Origin of the sequence: Prochlorococcus sp. MIT 1306 (genome assembly GCF_047304515.1) — a bacterium.
Lineage (GTDB): Bacteria > Cyanobacteriota > Cyanobacteriia > PCC-6307 > Cyanobiaceae > Prochlorococcus > Prochlorococcus marinus_D.
This window is the reverse complement of record NZ_CP138959.1, coordinates 1749052-1774436: the sequence shown is the minus strand read 5'-3', so window position 1 is coordinate 1774436 and position 25385 is coordinate 1749052. Positions and strand designations below refer to the sequence as shown.

20 protein-coding genes, 1 tRNA gene and 1 pseudogene are annotated in these 25385 nt (G+C 55.0%); 8 read left to right on the top strand and 14 right to left on the bottom strand.

Annotated features, from left to right (window positions below):
- Positions 1–237 precede the first annotated feature (237 nt).
- The gene (aroC, locus tag SIB74_RS08975) at positions 238–1326 is read right to left on the bottom strand and encodes a chorismate synthase (RefSeq protein WP_063396877.1); all 1089 of its coding nucleotides are present in this window, start codon (positions 1324–1326) and stop codon (positions 238–240) included.
- A gap of 185 nt (positions 1327–1511) precedes the next feature.
- On the opposite strand from aroC, the gene SIB74_RS08970 reads away from it, so the two are divergent.
- A complete protein-coding gene (locus SIB74_RS08970) occupies positions 1512–3128 on the top strand; it encodes a photosystem II high light acclimation radical SAM protein (protein WP_011826969.1) in 1617 nt (538 codons plus the stop codon).
- Here SIB74_RS08970 and SIB74_RS08965 read toward each other — a convergent pair.
- The 3 genes from SIB74_RS08965 to SIB74_RS08955 all read right to left on the bottom strand — a co-directional run bounded on the left by SIB74_RS08965 (position 3050) and on the right by SIB74_RS08955 (position 5586).
- Positions 3050–3835 (bottom strand): CPBP family intramembrane glutamic endopeptidase, encoded by a 786-nt coding sequence (locus SIB74_RS08965; RefSeq protein WP_063397008.1) that lies wholly within the window; start codon positions 3833–3835, stop codon positions 3050–3052. The genes SIB74_RS08970 and SIB74_RS08965 overlap by 79 nt on opposite strands.
- A gap of 107 nt (positions 3836–3942) precedes the next feature.
- A complete protein-coding gene (clpS, locus tag SIB74_RS08960; RefSeq protein WP_036915950.1) occupies positions 3943–4257 on the bottom strand; it encodes an ATP-dependent Clp protease adapter ClpS in 315 nt (104 codons plus the stop codon).
- A gap of 102 nt (positions 4258–4359) precedes the next feature.
- Positions 4360–5586 (bottom strand): LL-diaminopimelate aminotransferase, encoded by a 1227-nt coding sequence (locus tag SIB74_RS08955; RefSeq protein ID WP_063397009.1) that lies wholly within the window; start codon positions 5584–5586, stop codon positions 4360–4362.
- Positions 5587–5694: 108 nt separating this feature from the next.
- Here SIB74_RS08955 and SIB74_RS08950 point away from each other — a divergent pair.
- The 3 genes and pseudogenes from SIB74_RS08950 to SIB74_RS08940 form a co-directional block, all read left to right on the top strand.
- Positions 5695–6442: pseudogene (locus tag SIB74_RS08950) on the top strand (B12-binding domain-containing radical SAM protein); the annotation flags it as partial.
- A 393-nt stretch (positions 6443–6835) separates the two neighbouring features.
- Positions 6836–8779, top strand: coding sequence for an Rne/Rng family ribonuclease (locus SIB74_RS08945; protein WP_063396880.1), 1944 nt, complete (start codon positions 6836–6838; stop codon positions 8777–8779).
- Between the two features lies 1 nt (position 8780).
- Positions 8781–9383, top strand: a complete 603-nt coding sequence (locus SIB74_RS08940) for a ribonuclease HII (RefSeq protein ID WP_063396881.1) — start codon at positions 8781–8783, stop codon at positions 9381–9383.
- On the opposite strand, the gene SIB74_RS08935 is transcribed toward SIB74_RS08940, so the two are convergent.
- On the bottom strand, positions 9339–9923 hold the full coding sequence (locus SIB74_RS08935) for a DUF1997 domain-containing protein (RefSeq protein ID WP_082818525.1): 585 nt from the start codon (positions 9921–9923) through the stop codon (positions 9339–9341). The two genes, SIB74_RS08940 and SIB74_RS08935, sit on opposite strands and share 45 nt — an antisense overlap.
- Positions 9924–9956: 33 nt before the next feature.
- Between SIB74_RS08935 and pheA the strand changes: the two genes are divergently transcribed.
- On the top strand, positions 9957–10799 hold the full coding sequence (gene pheA / locus SIB74_RS08930) for a prephenate dehydratase (RefSeq protein ID WP_063397011.1): 843 nt from the start codon (positions 9957–9959) through the stop codon (positions 10797–10799).
- A 2-nt stretch (positions 10800–10801) separates the two neighbouring features.
- Here pheA and SIB74_RS08925 read toward each other — a convergent pair whose 3' ends face one another.
- From SIB74_RS08925 to SIB74_RS08890, 8 genes are all read right to left on the bottom strand, one after another.
- Positions 10802–11737 (bottom strand): methyltransferase domain-containing protein, encoded by a 936-nt coding sequence (locus SIB74_RS08925; RefSeq protein WP_063394976.1) that lies wholly within the window; start codon positions 11735–11737, stop codon positions 10802–10804.
- The gene (locus tag SIB74_RS08920; RefSeq protein ID WP_011131151.1) at positions 11737–12399 is read right to left on the bottom strand and encodes an LON peptidase substrate-binding domain-containing protein; all 663 of its coding nucleotides are present in this window, start codon (positions 12397–12399) and stop codon (positions 11737–11739) included. The genes SIB74_RS08925 and SIB74_RS08920 overlap by 1 nt, the downstream gene beginning before the upstream one ends.
- A gap of 58 nt (positions 12400–12457) precedes the next feature.
- Entirely contained in the window at positions 12458–12778 is a 321-nt protein-coding gene (rpsJ, locus tag SIB74_RS08915) for a 30S ribosomal protein S10 (protein ID WP_011131150.1), read from the bottom strand.
- A gap of 148 nt (positions 12779–12926) precedes the next feature.
- Complete coding sequence (gene tuf / locus SIB74_RS08910; RefSeq protein WP_063396882.1) at positions 12927–14126, bottom strand: elongation factor Tu; 1200 nt, start codon at positions 14124–14126, stop codon at positions 12927–12929.
- Between the two features lie 42 nt (positions 14127–14168).
- Positions 14169–16244 (bottom strand): elongation factor G, encoded by a 2076-nt coding sequence (gene fusA, locus SIB74_RS08905; protein WP_011826957.1) that lies wholly within the window; start codon positions 16242–16244, stop codon positions 14169–14171.
- 92 nt (positions 16245–16336) lie between these two features.
- On the bottom strand, positions 16337–16807 hold the full coding sequence (gene rpsG / locus SIB74_RS08900) for a 30S ribosomal protein S7 (RefSeq protein WP_011131147.1): 471 nt from the start codon (positions 16805–16807) through the stop codon (positions 16337–16339).
- Between the two features lie 59 nt (positions 16808–16866).
- Positions 16867–17244, bottom strand: coding sequence for a 30S ribosomal protein S12 (gene rpsL / locus SIB74_RS08895; protein WP_011131146.1), 378 nt, complete (start codon positions 17242–17244; stop codon positions 16867–16869).
- A gap of 233 nt (positions 17245–17477) precedes the next feature.
- The gene (locus tag SIB74_RS08890) at positions 17478–19229 is read right to left on the bottom strand and encodes a phosphodiester glycosidase family protein (RefSeq protein ID WP_063396883.1); all 1752 of its coding nucleotides are present in this window, start codon (positions 19227–19229) and stop codon (positions 17478–17480) included.
- A 126-nt stretch (positions 19230–19355) separates the two neighbouring features.
- Here SIB74_RS08890 and gltB point away from each other — a divergent pair, with 126 nt between their 5' ends.
- Both gltB and SIB74_RS08880 read left to right on the top strand, forming a co-directional pair.
- Positions 19356–23939, top strand: coding sequence for a glutamate synthase large subunit (gene gltB / locus SIB74_RS08885; protein ID WP_413681662.1), 4584 nt, complete (start codon positions 19356–19358; stop codon positions 23937–23939).
- Between the two features lie 3 nt (positions 23940–23942).
- Positions 23943–24251, top strand: coding sequence for a YciI family protein (locus tag SIB74_RS08880; protein WP_063396885.1), 309 nt, complete (start codon positions 23943–23945; stop codon positions 24249–24251).
- Between the two features lie 2 nt (positions 24252–24253).
- Here the strand turns inward: SIB74_RS08880 and lipA are convergent, their stop codons facing one another.
- The gene (lipA, locus tag SIB74_RS08875) at positions 24254–25138 is read right to left on the bottom strand and encodes a lipoyl synthase (protein ID WP_063396886.1); all 885 of its coding nucleotides are present in this window, start codon (positions 25136–25138) and stop codon (positions 24254–24256) included.
- Positions 25139–25205: 67 nt separating this feature from the next.
- On the opposite strand from lipA, the gene SIB74_RS08870 reads away from it, so the two are divergent.
- Positions 25206–25279 (top strand) — tRNA-Pro (locus SIB74_RS08870).
- The last annotated feature ends 106 nt before the right edge of the window (positions 25280–25385 follow it).

Here is a 25385-nt window from a genome sequence, read left to right as displayed (position 1 = left end):
ATGGCTAAAAACCAACGGTTTTGCCAGTCGTACTAAGAGGCCTTTTTAATTGTCGAGCCAGTGGTTTGGCAGTGGCGATCCCGCCGGTGATTAAGGCTCCATGGCTCGTGAATCAGCACCATCACGAGGGAAGAGCGCCATTGGCAGCGCATGCTTTAACTATTTGTTGATGATGATCTAGTAATAGGACCTTGTGAAGGGGGAATCATTGCTTGGTCTAGGTAGCTCAGATTTGCTTTACCAGAGACTGCACTGTCCTTGTTGGCGTAAGAGGTGATCAGCGAGTACAAGGGACACCATGGCTTCAACTATCGGTACGGCCCTAGGCAGCACGCAGGGATCATGACGACCTTTGGCAGACAGTGTCGTGGTGTTGCCATCAGCGTCAATTGTTTGTTGATCTTTACGGATGGTGGCTGTTGGCTTGAATGCCACTCGGATCAGGATGGATTCACCGTTAGTAATCCCTCCCTGGATGCCACCAGAGTTGTTGGTGGCTGTTCGTAGGCGACCATCATTGCTGGGGAGGAAAGCGTCGTTGTGCTCGCTGCCTTTTAGCAGGGTGCCGCCAAACCCCGAGCCGATCTCAAAGCCCTTGCTGGCAGGTAGTGACATCACGGCCTTGGCGAGGTCTGCCTCAAGCTTGTCGAACACAGGCATCCCCAGACCCATTGGGGCATTGCGTACAACACACTCGATCACACCACCGCATGAGTCGCCTTCACGGCTGATGGCTTCAATACGCTCCACCATTTGCGCTGCCATGACTTGGTTCGGGCAACGCACGATGTTTGCTTCGACGTCATCAATGCTGACGTCCTGGGCATTGATTTCGGCCTCCAGGGTGTGAATGCGTTTGACCCATGCCAGTACTTCGGTGTTATGGGCTTTGGTCAGTAATTGCTTGGCAATCGCTCCAGCGGCTACCCGCGCAATCGTCTCTCTTGCGGAGGCTCGCCCTCCACCGCTTCGAGCTTGGATGCCGTACTTCGCCTGATAGGTGGCATCGGCATGGGAAGGCCGAAATGCAACATTCATCTCCTTGTAGTCGCCAGGCTTGTGATCCTTGTTGCGCACCACCATGGCGATTGGTGTTCCAAGGGTTGTGTTGTTGAGTAGACCGCTGAGGATTTCGACTTGATCTTCTTCCTTGCGGGGTGTACTGATCTTGCTTTGGCCAGGTTTGCGTCGATCTAGCTCGGCCTGAATCTTCTGTAGGTCAAGCTCAAGCCTTGGTGGGCAGCCTTCCACGATGACTCCCACGCCCCCTCCATGAGATTCACCGAAGGTGCTGATTCGGAATAGATCCCCAAAGCTGCTGCCCATCAAGAACTCATTCTTATTAGAGAGTAATTAGTCGCTGCGCAGCGGGGAGATTGCTTTGCTCATCTTCAATTGATGCTGGGAGTTTCAGAGACAACGGCTTGATTGATTAGCGCTTAGGAGAAGCGCAGTCATTGTTAGCGTCGCTTTCAGCTTGAGCAATCGCTGAGATCCTGCGCTCTTGACCAATGGGTTCCGCTTCATCCTTTGAGGTTTCTAGAGGATTTTCCTCGCAGGTAGAGGAGCGTGTGCTGCTGGTGAGGTTGCCCTGCAATCCCATCTTTCCAATTGGGCCGATTTACCTGGCCGATCACCTGCACAAGTGTTTCCCGGACCTTCCTCAACGGATTTTGGATTTGGCTGCTTTGCCTGTCCTGGATGTTGAACGGGTGTTGTTGGCCACGATTGATCAGTTTCGCCCCACCCTGCTGGTTTTTTCTTGGAGAGATATCCAGATCTATGCGCCGGTGGATGGTCGCACTGGCAATCCGCTGCAGCACTCCTTTGAGGTGTTTTATGCAAGTAATCCTTTGCGACGCCTCCGGGGCGCCTTCGGTGGATTGTTGTTGATGAAAAGCCATTACGGAGAGCTCTGGCGCAATCAGCGACTTGTGCGACATGGGCTGCGAGCTGCTCGTCGCCATGTCAGCCATGCCCGGGCTGTCTTGGGTGGTGGTGCAGTGAGTGTGTTCTATGAGCAACTTGGTCGCTCTTTGCCGAAGGGCACCATCGTGTCGTTGGGGGAAGGGGAGCCCCTATTGGAGAATTTGCTGCGCGGCGTTTCCCTGAATGATCAACGCTGTTTTGTGGTGGGTGAGCCAGTGCGAGCTGGTCTGATTCATGAGCAGCCTGAAAGTCGTCCTAAAACCGCCTGCGATTACGACTACATTTCATCGATATGGCCTCAATTGAATTGGTACCTAGAGGGTGGTGACTTCTACGTCGGTGTACAGACCAAGCGGGGTTGTCCCCACAATTGTTGCTATTGCGTTTACACCGTTGTGGAGGGGAAACAGGTAAGGCTCAATCCTGTCAAAGAGGTGGTGGCGGAGATGCGCCAGCTTTATGACCGTGGCGTACGTGGCTTTTGGTTCACTGATGCACAGTTCATCCCCGCCCGCCGATACATTGAGGATGCCAAAAATCTTCTGACGGCGATCAAGGCTGAAGGGCTCAATGGAATTCGTTGGGCCGCCTACATCCGTGCCGACAACCTTGATGCCGAGCTTGCGGAGTTGATGGTGGCAACCGGCATGAGTTACTTCGAGATTGGCATTACCTCAGGGTCTCAGGAGCTCGTGCGCAAGATGCGCATGGGGTACAACCTGCGCACTGTGCTTGAGAACTGTCGGCTGTTAGTCCGCGCTGGCTTCCGCCAACACGTGTCGGTGAACTACTCCTTCAACGTGATTGACGAAAGACCGGAAACGATTCGTCAATCCATCGCCTATCACCGCGAGCTGGAACGGATTTTCGGGCCCGACAAGGTGGAGCCTGCCATCTTTTTCATTGGCCTCCAACCTCACACCCATCTGGAGCAGTATGGCTTTGAACAGGGTTTGATTCAACCCGGCTACAACCCCATGAGCATGATGCCCTGGACGGCTAGGAAGCTGCTCTGGAACCCTGAACCGATGGGAAGTATTTTCGGAAGAATCTGTCTCGAGGCTTTTGAGACTGAGCCTGGCAATTTCGGACGTACCGTGATGGCCTTGCTTGAGCGGGATTACGGGGTGGCGCCTTTGGAGGAGGCTCTACGGGCTCCAGTGATGGGGCGGGCGGCCTTGGCTAATGCCGTGAGTTGATAGACGAGTAAGGCAGCCATCGCCAGCATGCCGACCACTCCACCGAGGGGGTTGTCAGCTGGCCCGGTGAGCCAAAGCGGCGACTGAGGGGAAAATTGGATGAGGCCGGATTGGAGGGCAAACCAGCCACCCACCAAACCTCCGTGCAGTCCTACACATCCCCAGAGGGAGCCATGGTCGAGGCGCCTGCGAATGGCCAGGACCAGGCCCAGTAGGAACAGCCCGCTCAGCAGGCCGAGCATTGGCCAGATTCCAATGTTAAAGCGTGTGTGCACCAGGCTGAAAATCAGGGCTTGAATGGGCAGTGCCAGCCGTGCTCCGATCAGTAGCTTGAGCTCTCCCCAGAGCCAGCCGCGGAATATCAGCTCTTCCAGCAAGCCCACGACGAGGCAGAGCAGAACGGCATTGAGCTGTTTCTCGGCGTTGAGATCCCCTAGCCAGTAGCCCCAATGGCCGCTGATCGTGATCACGCTGATTAGCAGCAGCAGGGCCCCGGCCCCGGCCAATCCCAGTAGCAGGGGTTTCAGAAGGGTGTCGCCAACGCCTGCACCAGTGATGCCCAAGCTGCGCCATGGATGTTGGCTGATCCAGCGGGCCCTAACCCAGCCAGGCAGTAGCACTAGAAACAGCAGTGCACTGCAGAGGGTTCCCAGCAGGCCGCGCCATTGGAGCGGCAGCCCTGGCAGGAACAGGACGGTCGGTTGCATGATCAGCCATCCCAACCCGTAGAGCAGGGGGATCAGGGTCACTGTCGGCAACCAGCGCCAACGTTGGTTTAACCATGCTGACCAAAGCGGATGTAGGCCAGACCTGTTCAGCTTTCCTGTTCCAGTGTGCTGGTCAGCCCCTTGGCTTTCAGTGTTTCGCAGTAGAACTCGGCTGGTTCGAGGTCGCAGACGATCACCAGCCCGACGCCGGTGTTGTGGGCTTCCAGCATCACGGCCATGGCGTCCTGCTCGCTTAGCTGGGGTACCACCTGCTGGAGGGTGACCACCACGTATTCCATGGAGTTCACTGGATCGTTGTGAAGAAGCACCTTGTAATGAGGCGATTGCTTGCGGATCCGCTCGGTTTGCTTCTCGAGGACGGCGGCACCACCGGGACTGGGGCTGGGGGCATTCACCGCCATGGCCAGGACAATCGGGAGGGCCCCAATGTACGTGGGCCGCTCACCCATGGTGAAGATGGTGAGCGATCCCAGCTTCAATGGCGGGGGATAGATCCTGTGATCTCAGAGGGCACGGATCCGACGCATGGCCTCGTCCACATTGACGCGACTGTTGAAGGCGGAGAGACGGAAGTAGCCTTCGCCTGCAGCACCGAAACCGCTGCCTGGGGTGCCTACCACGTGGGCGTTGTGGAGCAGATGATCGAAGAAGCCCCAGGAATCCATGTCGTCCGGTGTCTTCAGCCACACATAGGGCGCATGCTCACCACCATGCACTTCGATCCCGGCGGCCGTAAGTTCCCTGCGGATGATGGCGGCGTTTCTCATGTAGAAGCTCACTAGCGCATTGATCTCCCCCTGGCCTTGGGCGGAGTAAACCGCTTCGGCGCCACGTTGAATGATGTAGCTGACGCCGTTGAACTTGGTGCTTTGGCGCCTGTTCCAGAGATTCCAGAGTTCCACATCTGATCCATCGTCGCTTTTGCCCTTCAAGCCTTTCGGTACCACCGTGAAGGCGCAACGGGTGCCGGTGAATCCAGCATTCTTGGAGAACGATCGGAATTCGATGGCACACTCGCGCGCGCCCTCGATCTCATAGATCGAATGGGGTAGGTCGGGATTCTGGATGAACGCCTCATAGGCAGCGTCAAACAAAATCAAGACGTTGTTGGTGCGGGCATAGTTCACCCACTCCTGGAGCTGGGCTCTTGTGGCTACCGCTCCGGTGGGGTTGTTGGGGAAACACAGATAGATCAGATCGACTGGTTCGGAGGGGATCTTGGCTGCAAACCCATTTTCGGCGTTGATTGGCAGGTAGCTCAGGCCTGCGTAGCGGCCGCTTTGATTGGCGTCGCCGGTGCGACCCGCCATCACGTTGCTGTCGACATACACCGGATAAACTGGATCTGTAACGGCGATGCGATTGCTGCTCCCAAGGATGTCGAGGATGTTGCTGCTGTCGCACTTCGATCCGTCGGAGACAAAGATCTCCTCGGCATTGATCTGACAGCCTTTGGTCTGGAAATCATGCTTGGCGATCGCTTCGCGCAGCCAGTCGTAGCCCTGCTCAGGGCCATAGCCATGGAAGCCAGTGAAGGTCCCCATCTCGTCGATGGCGACCTTCATCGCGTTTCTGCATGCCAGTGGCAGTGGTTCGGTTACATCGCCGATGCCGAGGCGGATGAGCGCAGCATCCGGGTTGGCTTCACTGAAGCTTTTGATCCGCCTGGCGATTTCGGGGAATAGATATCCCGCCTTGAGTTTGAGGTAGTTGCTGTTGACCTGAACCACTGATGAGCTGGCTGTCTTGGCAGGCATCTTGCTACGTCACGGGACCTTGCGCTGTGTCGGGGGGGTGGCCAGCGTTGTCCATACGATGGGATTAGTGCCCTGCTGGCCATGACCGTCGCCTCACTCCGTCTGGAGCCGGTGGATTTCGACAGCCTGGTCAATGCCGGGATCAATCGCCCTACCCGTTACATGGGCCATGAGTTGGGGGTTGAGCCTCGCGATTGGCAGGCCTCTCGGGTGCGCTGGGCTCTCTCCTACCCGGAGATCTACGAGGTGGGCGCGAGCAATCAGGGCCACATCATTGCTTTATTCGATTCTCAACGCAGTTCCAGGTCAGCTTTGTGACAGGGCCTATCTCCCCGCTCAGGACCTGGCCCAGCGCTTGCGGGACCTACGGCAGCCTCTGTTCGCTGTGGAGAGTCGCCGTCCTCTCCAGGCCTTCGACATCCTTGGCTTCAGCTTCTGTTATGAGCTTGGGGTCACAAACATCCTTGAGATGCTTGATCTGGCAGAGATTCCTTTGTTGGCAAGCGACCGTGGTGATCAGCCCCTGAATGATCTAGCGGCACCACCATTGATCTTTGCTGGCGGACCAACGGCTACCAGTAACCCTGAGCCCTATGCCGCTTTTTTTGATTTTGTAGCCCTTGGCGATGGTGAAGAGCTGCTGCCTGAGATTGGTTTGGTAGTGGCTGACGCTAAGGCCAATGGATTGAGTCGCTCAAGCCTTTTGCAGGACTTAGCTCAGGTGCCTGGCGTTTACGTGCCGGCGCTTTACGGTCAAGGCCCTGATGGCACCTCCATCGTTCCTTTGGAGCCTGCTGCGCCGGCCAAGATTCTGCGTCTGGAGGCAAGCATTGATTCGATGGGCCGTAGCCTTAAACCTGTTCAGGTGCAGCATTGGCTTGCAGAGCAGATGGGTGAGTCCTTGCGCATGACCGGAGTGCAAAGGCAGGGACTCAAATTGCTGCGGTGTTAGAGTCAAAATATGACGTGAATGCAGGGGCAATTTTTGCCACTGGTCCGTCCCGGCCTTCTTCACTCCAATTCTGAGCAAAGCGAGGCTATTTGCTGCTCGTTCATTCCGTTCCCTCTGTTCGGGAGCAGTGAGACACATAACCCATAGGAGTTTTGGACTCCGTCTGCTTCTTCAACGGCCTTTGGCTGTTAATTCGTTTTCCACCCGATGCATTGAGCCGGCAGGCTATTGATCGGTTCTGAGTCCAGCAGGGCTCCCTATTTATTTTCTATGCCCCAGCAAATTGTCATCTCTGAGCAGCTGCGCATCGCAGCCTTGCTCTCAGATGAGCGAGTCGATGAGTTGATCGTCGCTCAGGGTCGATACCAGATCGGAGATGTCTACCTCGGCACGGTCGAGAACGTTCTCCCGGGAATTGATGCCGCTTTTGTGAATATTGGGGAAAGTGAGAAAAATGGTTTTATCCATGTCACTGATCTGGGCCCTCTTCGTTTGAAGAAGGGTGCTGCAGGGATCACCGAGCTGCTGGAGCCCCGTCAGCAGGTGTTGGTTCAGGTCATGAAGGAGCCAACAGGGTCTAAGGGGCCAAGGCTTACTGGCAACCTGGCGCTGCCTGGTCGCTACTTGGTGCTGCAGCCCCATGGCCAGGGGGTGAACATCTCTCGCCGGATTAATTCCGAAGGGGAACGCAATCGCTTGCGAGCACTTGGCGTACTAGTGAAGCCGCCGGGTGCTGGCCTGTTGATTCGCACCGAGGCCGATGGCATTAGTGAAGATCTGCTGATCGATGATCTGGAGGTTTTACTCAGGCAATGGGAAGCGATCCAGCAGGCGGCAGACAATGCTCTACCACCGGTACTGCTCAATCGCGATGAAGATTTCATTCATCGCGTTTTAAGAGATCACGTCGGTCCAGATCTTGTGAGAGTAGTGGTGAATGATGCCGCTGCCATTGAGCGTGTGAGCAGTTTCCTTGGCCAGGAAGGGCCAAATGTATTAGTTGAGGCCCATAACGAATCCACCGAACTTCTTGAGCATTACCGAGTTAATGCGGCCATCCGCGATGCTCTCAAGCCCAGGGTAGATCTGCCATCTGGTGGCTACGTGATCATTGAGCCGACGGAGGCACTCACTGTTATTGATGTCAATTCAGGCTCGTTCACTCGTTCGGCCAATGCTCGTCAGACGGTGCTCTGGACCAATTGTGAGGCAGCTATTGAGATTGCCCGCCAGCTGAAGCTTCGCAATATTGGCGGTGTGATCATCATCGACTTCATCGACATGGAGTCGCGCCGTGATCAGTTGCAGTTGCTGGAGCATTTCACAGCAGCAGTTCGCGATGACGCTGCTCGTCCTCAGATTGCCCAGTTGACTGAACTGGGGCTGGTGGAACTCACTCGTAAGCGTCAGGGGCAGAACATCTATGAATTGTTTGGCAGGGCTTGTCCTGCCTGTGGTGGCCTTGGCCATGTGGCGGTACTACCTGGCAAAGATCTGCTACAGCCACTTGCTATGGCGACTGGATTGGTGAGATCAGCAGCCGCTGCTCGAGCTGAAGCGCAGGTGCCAGCGGATGGCGGGAATGGTCGCCGTAGGCGTGGTGGGCGCATTCGTACCGGTGCTGTTGAGCTGCCTGCACATACGCCTCCTTCTGATGTGGCGAATGGAGTTGAGTCAACCACGTCTGTTGAACCTGAGAGACAAGAGCATTCGGCCTCGTCTGAGGGTGTTATTCGTCGCCAGGAACCTGAATTGGTTGCTGTTCCAATGGATTCAGGGCAGGAGGAGGTGTTTGCTTGGCTTGGATTAAACCCTTTGCTTTTGATTGAGCCACCTCCAGAGAATGACAACCTTCTGGTTCGCGTGGTTCGGCCTGGGGAAGATGCTGAGTCTGTCCTTGAGGAGGCTCGTGAGCAGCTTTCAGCTAGTTCCAATCGGCGTCGGCGTCGGGGACGAGGTGGTGGTCGAGGGGCCGGCCGTGGTGCTCCCGAAGCCAGTGTCGAAACCCATTCATCCAATGGCACAGAGGTCGTTGTCCAGCAAGCCAAGGTTGTCGCAAAGAATGAGCCCCTAAGTGTTCAAATCACTCCTCTTGAGATTGATCATTCATCGAGTAGCGCTTCTGTAGAAACCGTTTCTTCAATTTCTGAGCAGCAGGAGAGTGAACCCGAGGATCCTCGCCGCCGCCGCCGCCGCTCCTCTGCCGCAGGCTGATATGGACCCTTCGGCGGAATCCATCGCCGGAGTTGATGAGGTGGGCCGGGGCTGCTGGTTTGGTCCTGTGTTTGCCGGAGCGGTTGTCCTGACTGAAGTTGCGGCAGTCGAATTGTTGGCTGAGGGGTTAACAGACAGCAAAGCACTGACTGTTCGCCGCAGGGCTCGCCTAGTGCCGCTGATTGAGGATGCCGCGACGGCTTGGGCTCTTGGACAGGCCTCGGCTCGCGAAATTGACGCGCTAGGCATTCGCTCAGCAACGGAACTTTCCATGCTGAGGGCACTGCAGCGGCTGCCTACACCGTTGGAGCTTGTCTTGGTTGATGGCGTCTTGCCATTGCGCCTCTGGATGGGGCCACAACGTACGGTGGTGCGCGGCGATAGCAAATGTGCGGCCATCGCTGCAGCCAGTGTGTTGGCCAAGCAGGCTCGTGATGGGCTGATCAAGCGGTTGGCTAGCCGCTTCTATGGCTACGGTTTGGAGCGACATGTTGGCTATGGAACGGCGATCCATCGGCGTGCCTTGTTGGATTTAGGCCCTACAGCGCTTCATCGTCGCTCATTCCTCACCAAGCTGTTTGCTGTTAATGGCAGCCTCATTTGAGCTTATGGGTGTCTCTTGGCACCATTGGCTGAAATCCTTGACAAGTTGTTGGCCAACACGGGTTTTGATGCCAAGCAGGATGCCGCTGAGAATTGATTGACCGGTGCTTTTTAACACCCCTTTGGGGATCAGCTTCAGCAGTGCTGGTGGGGTAACGCTGACCGATAGCAGAGCTTCCCCTTCAAGACCCTTTGGTGTGGCTTCCATGATGGCCTCTAGGCCGAGGTCGAAGTCATCCACTAGATCTAGACCTTTAAGTTCGCTATCGGTTGCGCGGATGCTGAGTTTGCCGTCACAGTTGTCTACTTTGAGTGAGACGACTGGGTTGATCTGCAGCTGAAAGACTTTCAGGCTGGTCACTGCGTAGCTGAAGCGACCCTCGCCTAGTGGGGTAAGTTTTTCCCATTCCAGTAGAGCAGCCAGAACCCTATCCTGCTCGAGCAGGTAAGCAGGCAGTCGCTCAGCGTTTTGCCTTACCGGCAAATTGAGGTTCTGGCTGGCTTGGAAAGCCAGAGGCATGGCTTGCGGTTGACGCGTCATGATCCTATCGACCTCACTTGCGATGCGCTTCTGATGCCAATACGCGTGGCCTTCCTCGGACCGGAGGGAACCTATGGTCAGCAAGCGGCCCAAGCTCTGGCGGAGCTTGAGGGATTAGCAAATTTTGAGCTGGTGCCATGTATAGGTCTGCGTTCCGTCGTTGAGCATGTGGCCACTAAACGCTCTGAAATGGCGGTGGTTCCGGTTGAGAATTCCGTGGAGGGTGGTGTAACTGCCAGCTTGGATGCGCTTTGGTCTCATCCGCAGTTATGCATCCTTAGGGCAGTGGTTTTGCCGATTCGTCATGCTCTACTGAGCAGTGGCGGACTCAAAGACATCTCTGAAGTCCTGTCTCATCCCCAAGCTCTGGCTCAGTGCAGTGGCTGGTTGGCTGATCATCTTCCTGATGCCCTGCAGCTGCCTACAAGCTCTACGGCCGAGGCGGCCAGAATGGTTATAAATAGTCGATTTCGGGCAGCGATCGCTTCTCGGCCTACGGGCCAGGGAAGAGGCCTTAAAGAACTGGCTTTCCCTATCAACGATGTCGCGGGCAATCGCACCAGATTCCTGTTGTTACGGCAGGGAACACCGCTGCAACGTGGTGATGTGGCCAGCTTCGCATTCTCTTTGCATGCCAACGCCCCGGGCAGCCTGCTCGAAGCACTCACTTGTGTGGCTCGACTGGGGTTCAATATGAGTCGGATTGAGTCGCGTCCCTCGAAGCGAGAACTAGGTGAATACGTGTTCTTTGTGGATGTGGAATTGAGGGATGGGGGTGTTGGTGCATCTGAGCAGCTCATCGAGGCCTTGCAGCCTTTCTGTGAACATCTTGTGCATTTCGGCTCTTATCTCAGCAGCGACTTGGAGCTCGATTGAGATCAGTCGCGGCTGCGGAAGACACCGAATTGCATCAGACCATGGGCAAAAGCCCAGCGCATCAACAAAATCGTTGGTATTTCTCTGAATCCCTTGACCACGGCGGCTGGACCCAACCCGAGCACGGCTCCAGGACGACGAAACCCCTCCAAGATCGAATCATTCCAGGAGGGCAGGATGGATCTTGTCCAGTCGTCAGATTCGACAGGGCCGCAAGCAAAAGGGCTATGAAGCAAATTGCGGCGGAATCCTTTAATGCTGGCGAATTCTGGATGGGCCCACTGGTCGAGTAGCTGACGCATCACCCATCGCTCAAGGTTGGTCATCTCCCCATCTTCGTAATCACGGCGGTTCCAATCGGCCACCGCAAGTACACCTTTTGGCCTCAGCACACGCAGCAGTTCATCTGCATAGCGCTGCTTGTCTGGCATGTGGGGTCCTGCTTCCACACTCCAAACAGCGTCGAAGCTACCTTTGGCCAGTTTTAAATCGAGGGCATCCATCACCTGGAATTGGCAGGTCATCCCCTCAGGAGTGAGTTGAGACGCTCGTTTCACCTGGGCTGGACTGATGGTGATGCCAAGCACGTCAAAGTTGTAATCCCGGGCCAGGATTCTTGCGCTACCACCAATACCGCAGCCCACGTCAAGTACTCGGGAGCCTCGAGGGAGTTTGGCGAGTCCACTCCATTGAACGAGCTCATGTACGAAGTCTTGCTTTGCAGCTCGGAAATCTCTGGGGCTAGGAGGTTTGCCGTAATAGCCGAGGTGGACGTGTTCACCCCAGAGCCGCTCGAGCAGCTGGTCATTGGTCCAGGCATCGTAAGCAGAGGCAACACTGGCGCTTGATTTGTAGCGCCGATCCCGTTGGGTCCAGATCACTACAGCAGAAGCCAGGGTTGTCCCTGCCAGGATCAATATCCACACCCAAACGTCCATTAATTGTTGGCTTGATCGACGTTGGTGAGGCTTTCTTTGAGTGCAGTCCTTGCCGCAAGCTGACGGCGGGTGTGGTCAAGCATCTCGTATTCACGCTGCAGGCGATGGCTGGTTCTTGTGAGCTCCAGTAGTGCCTGTTGCTCTTCAGCCACAGGTCCCCCGAGATGGGCGCCGATCCAGAAAGAGAGTTCCCTGGGAAGATCAGGCAGGTCATCCGGCATGGTGATGTCTGAATCTGTGAGCTTGCCTGTAAGCATCACCACATCGTGTAAGGCTTTTGCAACGCTGATGGATAGCTCCTCTAGCTGGCTGTGGTTATCCATTTGGTCATCCTCGATCCAGCTCACCATGGCAGTGCGGAAAGGGGCGTCTCGAATCACATCGAGCACTCGGAAGCGCTGCTGTCCAAGGGTGACGATATTGCTGCGTCCGTCTTTGGATGTTTGGTGTTGCAGGATCTCTGCGCAACATCCCACATTCGCCATTGTTTTTGTTTGAGGATCCCAGCGCAGCACACCAAAACGCCGATCACTTTCAAGCACACTCTGGAGCATCATTCGGTAACGAGACTCAAAAATGTGCAGTGGAAGCACTTCTTGGGGGAATAAGACGACATCCGGCAGAGGGAAGAGAGGCAACTCCCTGACGGACAGGTCGGTCACAGATAATGTCCTAGAGAGATTAAAAGCCTAGTTAGCCGGCCCACATCTTGGTAGACCTTCAGAGTTTCACTTCAATGTCAACACCACTTGGCAGGTCAAGTTTCATCAGGGCATCGATGGTCTTTGCTGACGGGTTGTAGATATCGATGATGCGCCGATGGGTCCGCGTTTCGAAGTGTTCCCTTGAGTCTTTGTCCACATGGGGTGAGCAAAGCACGCAGTAAATCTTCCTTTTGGTGGGAAGAGGGATTGGGCCGATTGCCGTCGCGGCAGTGTTGTCGGCTGTTTCAATGATTTTGTCGCAGGAAAGATCCAACATGCGACGGTCAAAAGCCTTAAGGCGGATGCGGATCTTCTGCTGAGCGATAGCCGTGGACATGAAAGGTTTAGGAGATTTTCCCTGTATTGGGGTTAGGGATGGATTGTCGAGGTTCTTTGGAGATGCATTGAACGTTGATCGTTCATGCAGGCTGAAGCTTTGAATTTAAGGGATGACAAGGCAAAAGGCCCAATCATCCCCCTCTTGATCATTCGATGATCTTCGAGACAACTCCGGCACCGATGGTGCGGCCTCCTTCGCGAATGGCGAAGCGCATACCCTGTTCGATGGCCACAGGGCAGATCAATTCACCAGTCATTTTGATGTTGTCACCTGGCATCACCATCTCCACATTGGAGCCGTCTTCGGCTGTGAAGGCGGTAATTTGGCCAGTCACGTCAGTGGTTCGGATGTAGAACTGTGGACGGTATCCGGCGAAGAAGGGGGTGTGGCGTCCACCTTCTTCTTTTTTGAGGACGTAAACCTGACCCTCGAATTTAGTGTGAGGTGTAATTGAGCCTGGCTTGACGAGGACCATGCCGCGCTCGATGTCTTCCTTCTCGATGCCGCGAAGTAGGAGCCCGCAATTGTCTCCCGCTAAGCCTTCGTCAAGATCTTTACGGAACATTTCCACACCGGTCACGGTGGTTTTGCGGCTGTCTCTAATGCCGACAATTTCAATTTCCTCGCCTTTTTTGACCTTGCCGCGTTCGATTCGTCCGGTGGCAACGGTGCCACGACCAGTGATTGAGAAAACGTCCTCTACGGCCATTAGGAAAGGTTTTTCGATTTCTCGCTCGGGTTCTGGTATGGACGTATCAACTGCGTCCATTAACTCATCGATCTTTGCTTCCCATTCAGCTTCACCTTCAATGGCTTTGAGCCCAGATACTTGGACTATGGGGATGTCATCACCAGGGAAGTCGTAGCTGCTCAGGAGTTCACGGATCTCCATTTCAACGAGCTCAATAATTTCCTCGTCGTCGACCATGTCGCATTTGTTGAGAGCGACAACCAGTGCAGGCACGCCCACCTGCTTGGCAAGAAGGATGTGCTCCTTGGTTTGAGCCATGGGACCATCGGTTGCTGCGCAAACAAGGATTGCGCCGTCCATCTGGGCCGCACCGGTAATCATGTTCTTGACATAATCCGCGTGGCCGGGGCAGTCCACGTGTGCATAGTGACGCCCATCGGTTTCGTATTCCACGTGGGCGGTGTTGATCGTGATGCCGCGCTCACGCTCTTCAGGTGCGCCGTCGATCTCGGCGTAATCTTGCACCTTGGCTTGACCTTTTTTCGCAAGCACACTTGTGATGGCTGCGGTCAGGGTTGTTTTGCCGTGGTCGACATGGCCGATGGTGCCAATGTTGACGTGAGGCTTGTTCCTCTCAAACTTCTCGCGAGCCATTGTGTAAAAGAATCGGGGGGTGGAAAGTGGGTGTTATAGAGATCAGGAATTGCCCTGATTCTTGGAGATGATGGCTTCAGCAACGTTGCGAGGAACTTCCTCGTAATGGCTGAACTCCATCGAGAAGATACCCCGACCCTGAGTCATAGATCGGAGCTGGGTGGCGTAACCGAACATTTCGGCTAGAGGCACTTTGGACTGCACTTTAGAGAGTCCATCGTCAATGGACTGGCCTTCAACCTGACCTCGACGGGAGGACAGATCGCCGATGATCGAACCGAGGAAATCCTCGGGGATCTCGACTTCAACCTTCATCATCGGTTCAAGCAGTACAGGATTGCACTTCTTGACGCCGTCTTTGAAAGCCATCGATCCGGCGATTTTGAAAGCCATCTCGGATGAGTCCACATCGTGGTAAGACCCGTCAACCATGGTGACTTTCACATCGATGAGCGGATAGCCAGCGATAACGCCGGATTCGCATGTTTCACGCATGCCTGATTCGGCAGGCTTGATGTATTCCTTGGGAACGATGCCGCCGACAATCTTGTTGACGAATTCAAAGCCTGAACCAGGTTCGCCTGGCTCCATTTCAATCACCACGTGGCCATATTGGCCTTTACCACCCGTTTGACGGGCAAACTTGCCCTCGCCTTTAGAGCTGGCACGAATGGTTTCCCTGTAGGAGACCTGAGGAGCGCCGATGTTGGCCTCCACCTTGAATTCTCGCAGCATGCGATCCACGAGAATTTCAAGGTGGAGTTCGCCCATACCAGCAATCACGGTTTGACTGGTCTCAGGGTCTGTGCTGACGCGGAAGGTGGGATCCTCTTCCGCTAATGAAAGCAGGGCTTTGGAAAGTTTTTCCATATCACCCTTGGTTTTGGGCTCAACAGCCACCGATATCACTGGCTCGGGGATGTAGAGGGTCTCTAGAACAATCGGATCATCAGTCGTGCAAAGGGTGTCGCCTGTCGTGGTGTTCTTCAGGCCTAGAACAGCACCGAGATCTCCTGCGCGTAGTGCATCGACCTCTTCACGGTCATCGGCCTTGAGAATGATCAGTCGGGATATGCGTTCTTTCTCGTTCTTCGTGGAGTTCAGCACATAGCTGCCTTTCTCGAGCACCCCTGAATACATACGCACGAAGGTGAGCTTGCCGTAGGGGTCCGCCATCACCTTGAAGGCCAAAGCACTAAATGGTGCGTTGTCATCGGATGGCCTTACTGCCTCCTTGCCATTGGGAAGTAAACCTTGAATCGGGGGCACATCAACAGGAGCGGGTAGATAGTCCACCACTGCATCCAATAGCAGTTGAACGCCCTTGTTCTTGAAGGCAGATCCACACAGCAAAGGTACAAGGCCGTGATTGAGAACCCCTTCGCGAATGCCTGATGCAAGTTGGGCTTCGCTTAGTTCTTCCGTCTCTAGAAAAACTTCAATCAGTTCTTCGTCGGTTTCAGCAACACATTCCATCAGCTTGGCTCGCCATTCAGCTGCAAGCTCTTTCATATGGTCTGGGATCTCTGTTTCTTCGATGTCCTTGCCGAGATCGTCCTTATAAATGAAGGCTTTGTTCTTGACGAGGTCAATAATTCCGCTGAGATCTCCCTCTGCACCAATAGGCAGCTGGATTGGGATGGCGTTGGCTTTGAGGCGATTCTTGATCTGTCCGTGAACCTTGAGGAAGTCGGCCCCGGTGCGGTCCATTTTGTTGACAAAAACCATCCGTGGAACGGAATAGCGATCGGCTTGCCGCCAGACGGTTTCTGATTGAGGTTGCACCCCACCTACCGCACAAAACACGGCGATCACACCATCAAGCACTCGCATCGAGCGCTCCACTTCAATGGTGAAGTCAACGTGCCCTGGAGTGTCAATGATATTGATGCGGTGATCGTTCCAGGTTGTCGAGATCGCAGCCGCTGTAATCGTGATTCCGCGCTCGCGCTCCTGAGCCATCCAGTCGGTGACTGCGGCGCCGTCATGCACCTCGCCCATCTTGTGAACCACACCGGAATAGAAAAGGATGCGTTCCGTACAGGTGGTTTTGCCGGCATCAATATGGGCGGCAATCCCGATATTTCTGACGCGTTCCAGGGGAAAGGCGCGAGCCACAGGAAACTCTCCGGGGTTTGGCGTTAAAAGGCGGGTGAGACTCTACAGGTCAGCCCTTGGATCGGTTCAGTGCCGTCAGGGCTTGGCCATGTTCAGTAGCGATAGTGGGCGAAAGCTTTGTTCGCTTCTGCCATCTTGTGGGTTTCTTCTCGCTTGCGAACGGCGCTGCCAGCTTCATTGGCGGCATCCATTAGTTCAGCAGCCAATTTTTGGGACATGCTGCGGCCATTACGGGCTCGAGAGAAGTTCACCAGCCAGCGCAGGGCCATTGCCGTGCCTCGCTCCTGGCGTACTTCCATCGGCACCTGATATGTGGCACCACCAACACGACGGGCTCTTACTTCCACCAGAGGCGTGGCGTTTTTTACGGCTGTTTCGAAGAGCTCTATCGGGTCGCCACCGGTGCGCTCATTAATCAATCCAAAGGCTTGGGCCAGGATGCGTTGTGCAGTTGACTTCTTGCCGTGCTTCATCAGCCGAGAGATCATCATCGTGGCCAGTCGGTTGTTGAACTGGGGATCCGGCAGGACTGGGCGTTTTTCTGCTGCGTTGCGACGGGACATAGACCGTTAGGAGTGGAGAAGGTAGAGCTAATAAGGAGAGAGATGAATAACGAGGCTCTTTAATCCTGCTTAGACGCCTTGGCACCGTATTTTGAGCGGGATTGACTGCGATCCTTGACACCTGCAGTGTCCAAAGTTCCGCGGATGATGTGATATCTCACCCCAGGAAGATCTTTGACTCTGCCGCCGCGGATGAGCACCACAGAGTGTTCCTGGAGGTTGTGGCCGATGCCTGGGATGTAGGCCGTGACCTCAAAACCTGAGGTAAGGCGCACGCGCGCAACTTTGCGAAGGGCTGAGTTGGGCTTTTTAGGTGTGGAGGTGTAGACCCGTGTGCAGACACCACGTCGCTCTGGACAAGCGCGCAGCGCAGGAGATTTTGTCTTGCGAGTCAGGTGCTGACGCTCAGTTCGGATCAGCTGTTGGATGGTTGGCATCGAAGGTCGGCATTTGGTCGGAGATCCGACCTGATTCCACAATCAACCACCATACCGTTTCGGCTTGCCTTATTGATGATCAGACGGAATAGATTGCGATTAGAGCAGCTCTGCAACCAATACTCATTTGAAATTTAATCTTAAAAGCGATGGAGGATGTGGTGATAAGGGAGGAATGGTCCCTTGCAGTGCTTCGGTTTTGTTGGGCGAGAAGCCAAGTTTGATCTCTTTAATTATTTGTTGGCAATTGGATCCTGACCTCTGGCATTTTTAAGAGGCTCATTAGCTTTTTTAGGATTGCCTTTGTGTTGGCGCAAAATGAGTCCAAGGCCATTGTGGATCCTGGGGGGTGTGCCTCGACCTGTTACAACCAATTGATTCGCTACCAAGAGGGACGTTGAACTGCCTCCATCTAAGTTCAGGCCGTCTTTGATCCCAATTTGTTGCAGAGCTAGGCTTGTTTCCAGCAGGGTTGGATCGCTGCCCCTGGCCCCTTTGAGAGTGAGTAGCCAGAGCTTGTCACCCCCTTGGCCCACCACACTGCGGGGAGCTGCAAGGGATAGAAAGCTTGGGCTGAAGCCTTCTTGTCTTCCAGACAGAACCACCCGCCCGTTTTGCAGCAGCAATGGACCACCACCAAGCACTTGAGGCAGTTCGCCAAGAGGATGTGATGCTTTCATCCGCATGCTCACTGTTTCACCAGTCGCCGCCGGTAAAGGGAAGCCTCCTCTGGCTACGACCAGATCCCCATCCTTCCTCAGAGGAACCCCCCGGGCCAGCTGCACTTGTTGGAAGCTCTGCACTACTCGCCCGTTGATGATCATCATTGCGTTCTCTTCTCCGCTGAGGGCTTGGTAGATAGGCCCCCAGGCTCTGGTGTAGCGACTAAGGCCTCGCTGCACATAACCACTATTCAAGGTGCCAAGATTCCATCTCTGCCCTTTAGAAACTTGAAGTTCTTGTTGAAGTTGCAGGCGGCCGAAGGATAGGTGGCCTGTAGGGCCCCAGCCGATTGCCCCTCGATTGAGGATTGGGCCTGAAAACCATGTGCCATCAAGTCGTAAGGCCCCTAGGGGCAACTGGCGCACTCGATTGAAGAAACCCCCGTTGATGGCGATCAGAGCGTCTGCAGGTTGGGCCAACTGGTTGAGAAAACGCAGGCCTTGTTGATGGTTGATTTGCGGCAGAGGCCTGAGGAGCAGGCCTTGCTTTGACAGATTTGTACCAACCCTGGTGATTTGCAATGGTTTGACCCCAACGTTCACCACTTTTGTGTCGAAGATCAGGCCGCGCTGGATGAGGGCCTGGATGGATGGATTGAGCAGTGGTGAGCGCAGATTGGTTGCGTTGCTGTGCTTGCCAATACCGTCCAAGACAATGCGCCAGGGTTTGTCCAGGGTGAGGCTGCTTAGGGCTTCTGCCTGACCGATGAGCATGAGGCCATTGCGCTGCTGTTTGGGCATCAGGCCTAATGCCTTCATCTGCCTACGCTGATGGGCGGTGGCCTGAAAATTAAGAAAGAGATTGTTGTCAAGGCTTTGCACGAGCGCCGGACCGCTTAGGTCAAGCACCAGACGATTTGAATTGCTGCCCTTGCCCTGCCGAAGACCTTTGAGGCGTGGTGTTGGCAGTTCAACGTGAAGGGTCTTGTTTTGCCGCTTGATCTTGACTCCTGTCGTCGTGAGCCATTCGGCCACATTCAAAGCCACTTCATCTTGAAGCGTGATTTGTGGGAGGGATTTCAGAGAGGCTTTGCTTCCATACCATTGCAATTGCTGTCCGTTTGGCTGGGTGGACCTGCGGAAGCCAAAACGTCCGACCAGTAGATCCAGGGGAAGCCAGAGCTGGTTTGCAGTGCCATCCCTATGGCCTCTCCAGCTCCAAGGGGCCTCGATTAACTGACCATCGATGTTGAGGCGATCTCCAACAAATAAGTTCGCGGCTCTTACCTCAACAGTGGGAGGTGGGGGAGGAGGAGAAACCATGATTTCGACGCTAGTCCTCTCATTCGGCTAAGTCTTAGAGGAGGGCGCCTGCCTAGGATCACTGATTGAGCTTTTCACTGTGAACGCAGTCCACTGCGGTGCAGGAAAATAGTTTGGCTGAAGGTTATGTCTCAGGATCACCGTCGCTCCAATTGGCCCTATTGCGACAGCAGCGCGCCTACGGCCGTGGTTGGCGAAAAGGATGCATGTGGCGTTGGTTTCTTGGCTCAAATTGATGGGGTAGCTAGCAATTGGATTTTGCAGCAGGCACTTCGGGCCCTGAACTGCATGGAACATCGTGGTGGTTGCGGAGGTGATGCGGATTCCGGAGATGGAGCAGGTCTGCTTTGCGCTATTCCCTGGAGCTATCTTGAGGCCGTGTGGTCGGCAGTGGAAGCTGCAAACCATCGTTGTGGCCTGGGCATGTTGTTTATGCCTCGAGATGCTGCACGTCGCGCAGAAGCACGTTGCTTTTGCGAGCAGGAGGCCGAGTCTCTCGGTCTCAGGTCCAGAGGATGGCGAGAAGTCCCTGTGGATGTGGCGGTGTTGGGTCCCCTCGCCCGTGATACAGCGCCGGTTATCGAGCAGTGGCTGGTGCAGGGATCTCAGCCAGGTGATGCGTTGGAGGCGTTGTTATTTCGATTGCGGCGGCGTATCGGAGATCGTGCTCGGCAGGCCTGGGGAGAGCATGCCAATGATCTCTACGTGGCGTCACTCAGTAGTCGCACTGTCGTTTACAAAGGCATGGTGCGCTCCGAGGTGCTTGCGGCGTTTTATGCCGATCTCCGCGACCCTCGCTTTGAGGTTCCTTTTGCGGTTTATCACCGCCGCTTCAGCACCAATACGTTGCCCCGTTGGCCACTCGCCCAGCCGATGCGTTTGCTCGGTCATAACGGTGAAATCAATACGTTGTTGGGCAACCTGAATTGGGCTAGGGCCACTGAAGTCAACCTAGATGCAGTTTGGGGTGTTGATGCGGCTGATCTAAAACCGGTTGTTAATGCAGCTTTTAGTGATTCCGCCAACCTTGACGCGACTCTGGAGCTGCTTGTACGCAGTGGTCGCCCGATTGTTGACAGCTTGCTGACCTTGGTTCCTGAGGCCTTCCGGGAACAGCCAGAGCTGGCTGACAAGCCAGAAATTCAGGCTTTTTATGAGTATTCCGCGTGCACGCAAGAGCCCTGGGATGGCCCAGCCTTGCTTGTGTTCTCAGATGGTCGCAGTGTTGGTGCCAGCCTCGATCGCAATGGCTTACGCCCGGCCCGCTATTGCATCACCAGTGATGGCTTGGTGGTGATGGGTTCAGAAACTGGTGTGGTTGAGCTTGAGGAAAGCCGCATCATCGAGAAGGGACGCCTTGGCCCTGGGCAGATGTTGGCGGTTGATCTTGAAAAGGGTCGTTTGCTGCGCAATTGGGATGTCAAGCAGGAGGTTGCTGGCCGATATCCCTATGGCGAATGGCTCAGTCAAAATCGTTGCAAGCTTGGTCAAAAGTCTTGGCAGCAGGATTCTCAACTGGGAGATCTGGAACTGCTTCAGCAGCAGACAGCCTTCGGTTTCACTGCTGAGGATTTGGAGTTAATCATCGATTCAATGGCGGCTGGGGCCAAAGAACCCACTTTTTGCATGGGTGATGACATCCCATTGGCGGTGCTCTCCGATAAGCCCCACCTCCTATACGACTACTTCAAACAGCGCTTTGCGCAGGTCACGAACCCGCCGATTGATCCCTTGCGGGAAAAGTTGGTGATGAGTCTCGAGATGCATCTGGGAAAGCGTGGGTCTCCCCTCAAGCCTGAGGCAGCGGCGGCTTCGTTGATTCATCTTGAGACTCCGATTCTCAATGAAGCGGAACTTGCAGCTTTTGGTCAGCTGGAGTTTCCCACGACCACTCTCTCCACTTTGCTGCCCGTTAATGATGGGCCTAGCGGTTTGGGGGATTCTCTTAAACGGCTCTGCGTTGAAGCAGCGGATGCTGTGCGCGATGGCAGCCAGATCGTGGTGCTTTCCGACCGCGGGGTTGTTGCTAGCACCACCTACATTCCACCGCTGCTAGCGGTTGGTGCAGTGCATCACCACTTGCTGAAGCAGGGTTTGCGGCTGAATGCTTCCTTGGTGGTCGACACGGCACAGTGCTGGAGCACCCATCATCTGGCCTGTCTAATCGGCTATGGCGCTAGCGCTGTGTGCCCTTGGCTTACTTGGGAGACGACGCGTCATTGGTGGCAGCATCCTCGTACTCAGAAACTGATTGAAACCGGCAAATTGCCAGCGCTGACCATTGATCAGGCCCAGGCCAACGTACGTAAGGCGCAGGAAGATGGCCTGCGCAAGATCCTCTCCAAGATCGGTATTTCCTTACTTGCTAGTTACCACGGTGCTCAGATTTTTGAGGCGATTGGTATCGGTGCCGATTTAATTGAGCTGGCTTTTAAGGGCACGACCAGTCGAGTCGCTGGTCTCAGTCTCAATGACTTGGCTAGCGAGACCCTCATCTTCCATGCCAAGGCATTTCCTGAATTGGATCGCACCAAGCTCGAGTTCATGGGCTTTGTGCAATATCGCAGTGGCGGTGAATTTCATCTCAACACTCCGGACATGTCTAAGGCCCTGCATGCGGCCGTGAGGGCTGGGCCGGGCTACGACCACTTCTCTACCTACAAGAACCTGCTGGAGAATCGGCCGGCTAGGGCCCTGCGCGACCTGCTGACGTTTCGCTTAGCCCCTACACCCCTCCCGTTAGATCAGGTTGAAAGTGTTGAATCCATTTGCGCACGTTTTTGTACTGGTGGAATGAGTCTTGGCGCCCTATCGCGCGAGGCTCACGAGGTGCTTGCCGTGGCGATGAACCGTATCGGTGGGAAGAGCAACAGTGGCGAAGGAGGAGAAGATCCGGCTCGATTCAAGATCCTTGATGATGTCGATCTTGAGAGTCGTTCAGAAACCCTGCCCAGCATCAAGGGTTTGCGCAATGGCGATACGGCTTGCTCTGCGATTAAGCAGGTCGCCTCTGGTCGCTTTGGTGTGACGCCGGAATATTTGCGGAGCGGTAAGCAACTTGAGATCAAGGTGGCTCAAGGGGCAAAGCCTGGTGAGGGAGGTCAGTTGCCGGGTCAAAAAGTTGATCCCTACATCGCCAAGTTGCGTAATAGCAAGGCTGGTGTGGCGCTGATCTCGCCACCTCCCCATCACGACATCTATTCAATTGAGGATTTGGCCCAGTTGATTCACGACCTACATCAGGTTCACCCGGCTGCCAAGGTGAGCGTGAAGCTGGTTGCTGAGATTGGCATTGGCACGATTGCTGCTGGAGTGGCGAAGGCCAAGGCTGATGTGATTCAGATCTCCGGTCATGACGGTGGTACAGGCGCATCTCCGCTGAGTTCGATTAAGCACGCTGGAAGCCCTTGGGAGTTAGGTCTCACCGAGGTACACCGTTCACTGCTTGAAAATGGCTTGCGTGATCGTGTGTTATTGCGTGCTGATGGTGGTCTGAAGACTGGTTGGGACGTGGTGATCGCCGCCTTGCTTGGTGCTGAGGAATATGGTTTCGGCTCAGTCGCGATGATTGCCGAGGGCTGCATCATGGCTCGCGTCTGTCATACCAACAAGTGTCCTGTGGGGGTTGCTACCCAGCAGGAGGGCTTGCGCAAGCGCTTCCCAGGTGTCCCGGAGCATGTTGTCAACTTCTTTCTGTTTGTAGCTGAGGAGGTGCGCCAACTGATGAGTGTGCTCGGTGTGGCTCGGCTTGAGGATCTCATTGGTCGCACAGAGCTGCTTGAGCCTCGCAGCCTCAACCTGGTGAAGACCCAAACCCTTGATCTTTCTTGTTTGTTGGATCCGATTCCGGGGGCCGTTGATCGGGCTTGGTTGATTCATGACGCCAAGGCCCATGACAATGGACCGATCCTCGAGGATCAGCTGCTTGCTGATGCCGAGCTGATGGCAGCGATCGATAGCCATGGTCATATCGCCCGCAATCTCGCGATCGTCAACACGGATCGCAGCGTTTGTGCACGGATCTCTGGTGAGATTGCTGAACGTCATGGCAACAAAGGTTTTCGAGGTCAGCTCGATCTCTCCTTTGAGGGGGCTGCCGGTCAGAGTTTTGCGGCATTTCTGCTGCAGGGGGTGAATGTGCGCTTGGAGGGTGAGGCCAATGATTATGTCGGTAAAGGCATGAATGGTGGTCGGATCACGCTGGTACCAGCTTCGAGTGCAGATCACAGCGGCAGCCAGGTGATTTTGGGCAACACTTGCCTGTATGGCGCGACCGGTGGGGAGTTGTTTGCTTTAGGTAGGGCTGGCGAACGTTTTGCTGTGCGCAATAGCGGTGTGAAGGCCGTTGTTGAAGGTGCGGGGGATCATTGCTGTGAATACATGACCGGTGGGGTGGTGGTGGTGTTGGGATCAACCGGCCGCAATGTTGGGGCAGGGATGACCGGTGGCGTGACGTTCCTGCTGGATGAGCAAGGCGTGGTGAGCGATCGGGTCAACAAGGAGATTGTTGAGATCTGCTTGCTAACCACTGTTGAGCAGGAAGCCATTCTCAAAGCACTGCTCGAAGCCCATCTCGCGCAGACTGGCAGTACAAAAGCCAAGGCGATTTTGGCCAACTGGATCAGTTGGAAAGCACTGTTTAAGGTGCTTGTTCCACCCAGTGAAAAGGTCAATGTTGGTTTAACTTTGCTTGAGAAAGTTGCAGCCTGATTAATGCCTTGGTTTATCAAAACCGAGAAGTTTACGGCGGAGACTGTGACCCTTTTGCCAGAGCAGCGGCAGATTTACTTAGCTGCCCACCATGAATGGATCAAGGCTTTGCGCTCCGAAGGTGTCAAGGTTTCGAGTGGTTTTTTGGTTGATGCTGAACAACGACCAGGAGGTGGAGGGTTGTTGGTGCTGCAGGCAGACTCCTTTGAAGCAGCCAAACGCTTAGTCGAACAGGACCCGATGATTGTTGAGGGTTTAGTTAAATGGGATCTGCAGCAGTGGATCCCTGTGTGTGGGGAGCTCATGGCTTGAGTTCAGCGTGGGTGGGCGGCCATCAGCCGCTGGACCTCGCCGGCGTGGTAGCTGCTGCGTGTGAGAGGGGTACTAACCACTTGAAGGAACCCCAGCTCGGTTTCCCCTATAGAGCGGAAATATTCGAACTGTTCTGGTGTCACAAAGCGATCGACTGGCAGATGCTTTGGACTTGGCGATAGGTATTGGCCGATGGTCACTATGTCGACGCGGTGACGGCGTAGATCCTCTAGGACCTCAATCACCTCAACATCTGTTTCACCTAGCCCCACCATCAGGCCGGACTTGCTATAGACCTTCGGCCAGCCTTGCCGCACTTGATACAACAGCTCAAGAGATCGCATGTAGGCGGCTTGAGGACGAGCCCGTTTGTAGAGCCGGGGGACGGTCTCAATGTTGTGGTTGAGCACCTCCGGAGCTGCTCCCATTACCTTGGCGAGGGCATCCCAATTGCCGTTGAAATCCGGAATTAGCAGCTCAATTGTGGTTAGGGGAGAACGTTGGCGAATGGCCTCGATGCATGCGACGAATTGACTGGCTCCCCCGTCGCTGAGGTCATCACGGTTAACTGAAGTGATGACCACATGACGAAGGTTCATCTGAGCCACCGCTTCGCTTAGGCGCTCGGGCTCAGTGGGGTCTAGGGAGCGTGGGCTTTTGTCAAAGTCGATGTCGCAGTAAGGGCAAGCGCGGGTGCAGCCCGGCCCCATGATCAAGAAGGTGGCAGTTCCTCCTGCGAAGCACTCCCCGATATTCGGGCAGCTGGCTTCTTGACACACCGTCTTGAGATTGAGGCCCTTCAGCAGCTCGGCCACCTCGCCGATGCGTTGCTGTTGTGGAGCCTTGACGCGCAACCAGTGGGGTTTCAGTAAGGCCTTTCCAGTCATGAGAGCAGTTCAGGAATCCACTGGCAGCAGCAGTTCCAGGCGACTTCACCTTCTACAGTGAGCCTATCGGGATGTAGCGCAGCTTGGTAGCGCACTTCGTTCGGGACGAAGGGGCCGCAGGTTCGAATCCTGTCATCCCGATTGATCGTTGCTTTGGTCCGAGGTAATCCCTTCGACAATTGATATCAATCAGTTCTCTGTTCATTCTTAAGGCCTGCTTGGAGCCTGAAGTTTTGATGGCATCAGT

Excerpts from the sequence above, each read along its gene's own strand:
- rpsJ (WP_011131150.1), bottom strand. The coding sequence starts at position 12,778 with ATGTCCACGGCTATCGCTCAGCAGAAGATCCGCATCCGCCTTAAGGCT.
- aroC (WP_063396877.1), bottom strand. The coding sequence starts at position 1,326 with ATGGGCAGCAGCTTTGGGGATCTATTCCGAATCAGCACCTTCGGTGAA.
- SIB74_RS08925 (WP_063394976.1), bottom strand. The coding sequence starts at position 11,737 with ATGGACGTTTGGGTGTGGATATTGATCCTGGCAGGGACAACCCTGGCT.
- lipA (WP_063396886.1), bottom strand. The coding sequence starts at position 25,138 with ATGACTGGAAAGGCCTTACTGAAACCCCACTGGTTGCGCGTCAAGGCT.
- gltB (WP_413681662.1), top strand. The coding sequence starts at position 19,356 with ATGTCTCAGGATCACCGTCGCTCCAATTGGCCCTATTGCGACAGCAGC.
- tuf (WP_063396882.1), bottom strand. The coding sequence starts at position 14,126 with ATGGCTCGCGAGAAGTTTGAGAGGAACAAGCCTCACGTCAACATTGGC.
- SIB74_RS08945 (WP_063396880.1), top strand. The coding sequence starts at position 6,836 with ATGCCCCAGCAAATTGTCATCTCTGAGCAGCTGCGCATCGCAGCCTTG.
- SIB74_RS08935 (WP_082818525.1), bottom strand. The coding sequence starts at position 9,923 with ATGACGCGTCAACCGCAAGCCATGCCTCTGGCTTTCCAAGCCAGCCAG.
- SIB74_RS08970 (WP_011826969.1), top strand. The coding sequence starts at position 1,512 with ATGGGTTCCGCTTCATCCTTTGAGGTTTCTAGAGGATTTTCCTCGCAG.
- clpS (WP_036915950.1), bottom strand. The coding sequence starts at position 4,257 with ATGGCGGTGAATGCCCCCAGCCCCAGTCCCGGTGGTGCCGCCGTCCTC.
- SIB74_RS08880 (WP_063396885.1), top strand. The coding sequence starts at position 23,943 with ATGCCTTGGTTTATCAAAACCGAGAAGTTTACGGCGGAGACTGTGACC.
- rpsL (WP_011131146.1), bottom strand. The coding sequence starts at position 17,244 with ATGCCAACCATCCAACAGCTGATCCGAACTGAGCGTCAGCACCTGACT.
- SIB74_RS08940 (WP_063396881.1), top strand. The coding sequence starts at position 8,781 with ATGGACCCTTCGGCGGAATCCATCGCCGGAGTTGATGAGGTGGGCCGG.
- rpsG (WP_011131147.1), bottom strand. The coding sequence starts at position 16,807 with ATGTCCCGTCGCAACGCAGCAGAAAAACGCCCAGTCCTGCCGGATCCC.
- SIB74_RS08890 (WP_063396883.1), bottom strand. The coding sequence starts at position 19,229 with ATGGTTTCTCCTCCTCCCCCACCTCCCACTGTTGAGGTAAGAGCCGCG.
- SIB74_RS08965 (WP_063397008.1), bottom strand. The coding sequence starts at position 3,835 with ATGCAACCGACCGTCCTGTTCCTGCCAGGGCTGCCGCTCCAATGGCGC.
- pheA (WP_063397011.1), top strand. The coding sequence starts at position 9,957 with ATGCCAATACGCGTGGCCTTCCTCGGACCGGAGGGAACCTATGGTCAG.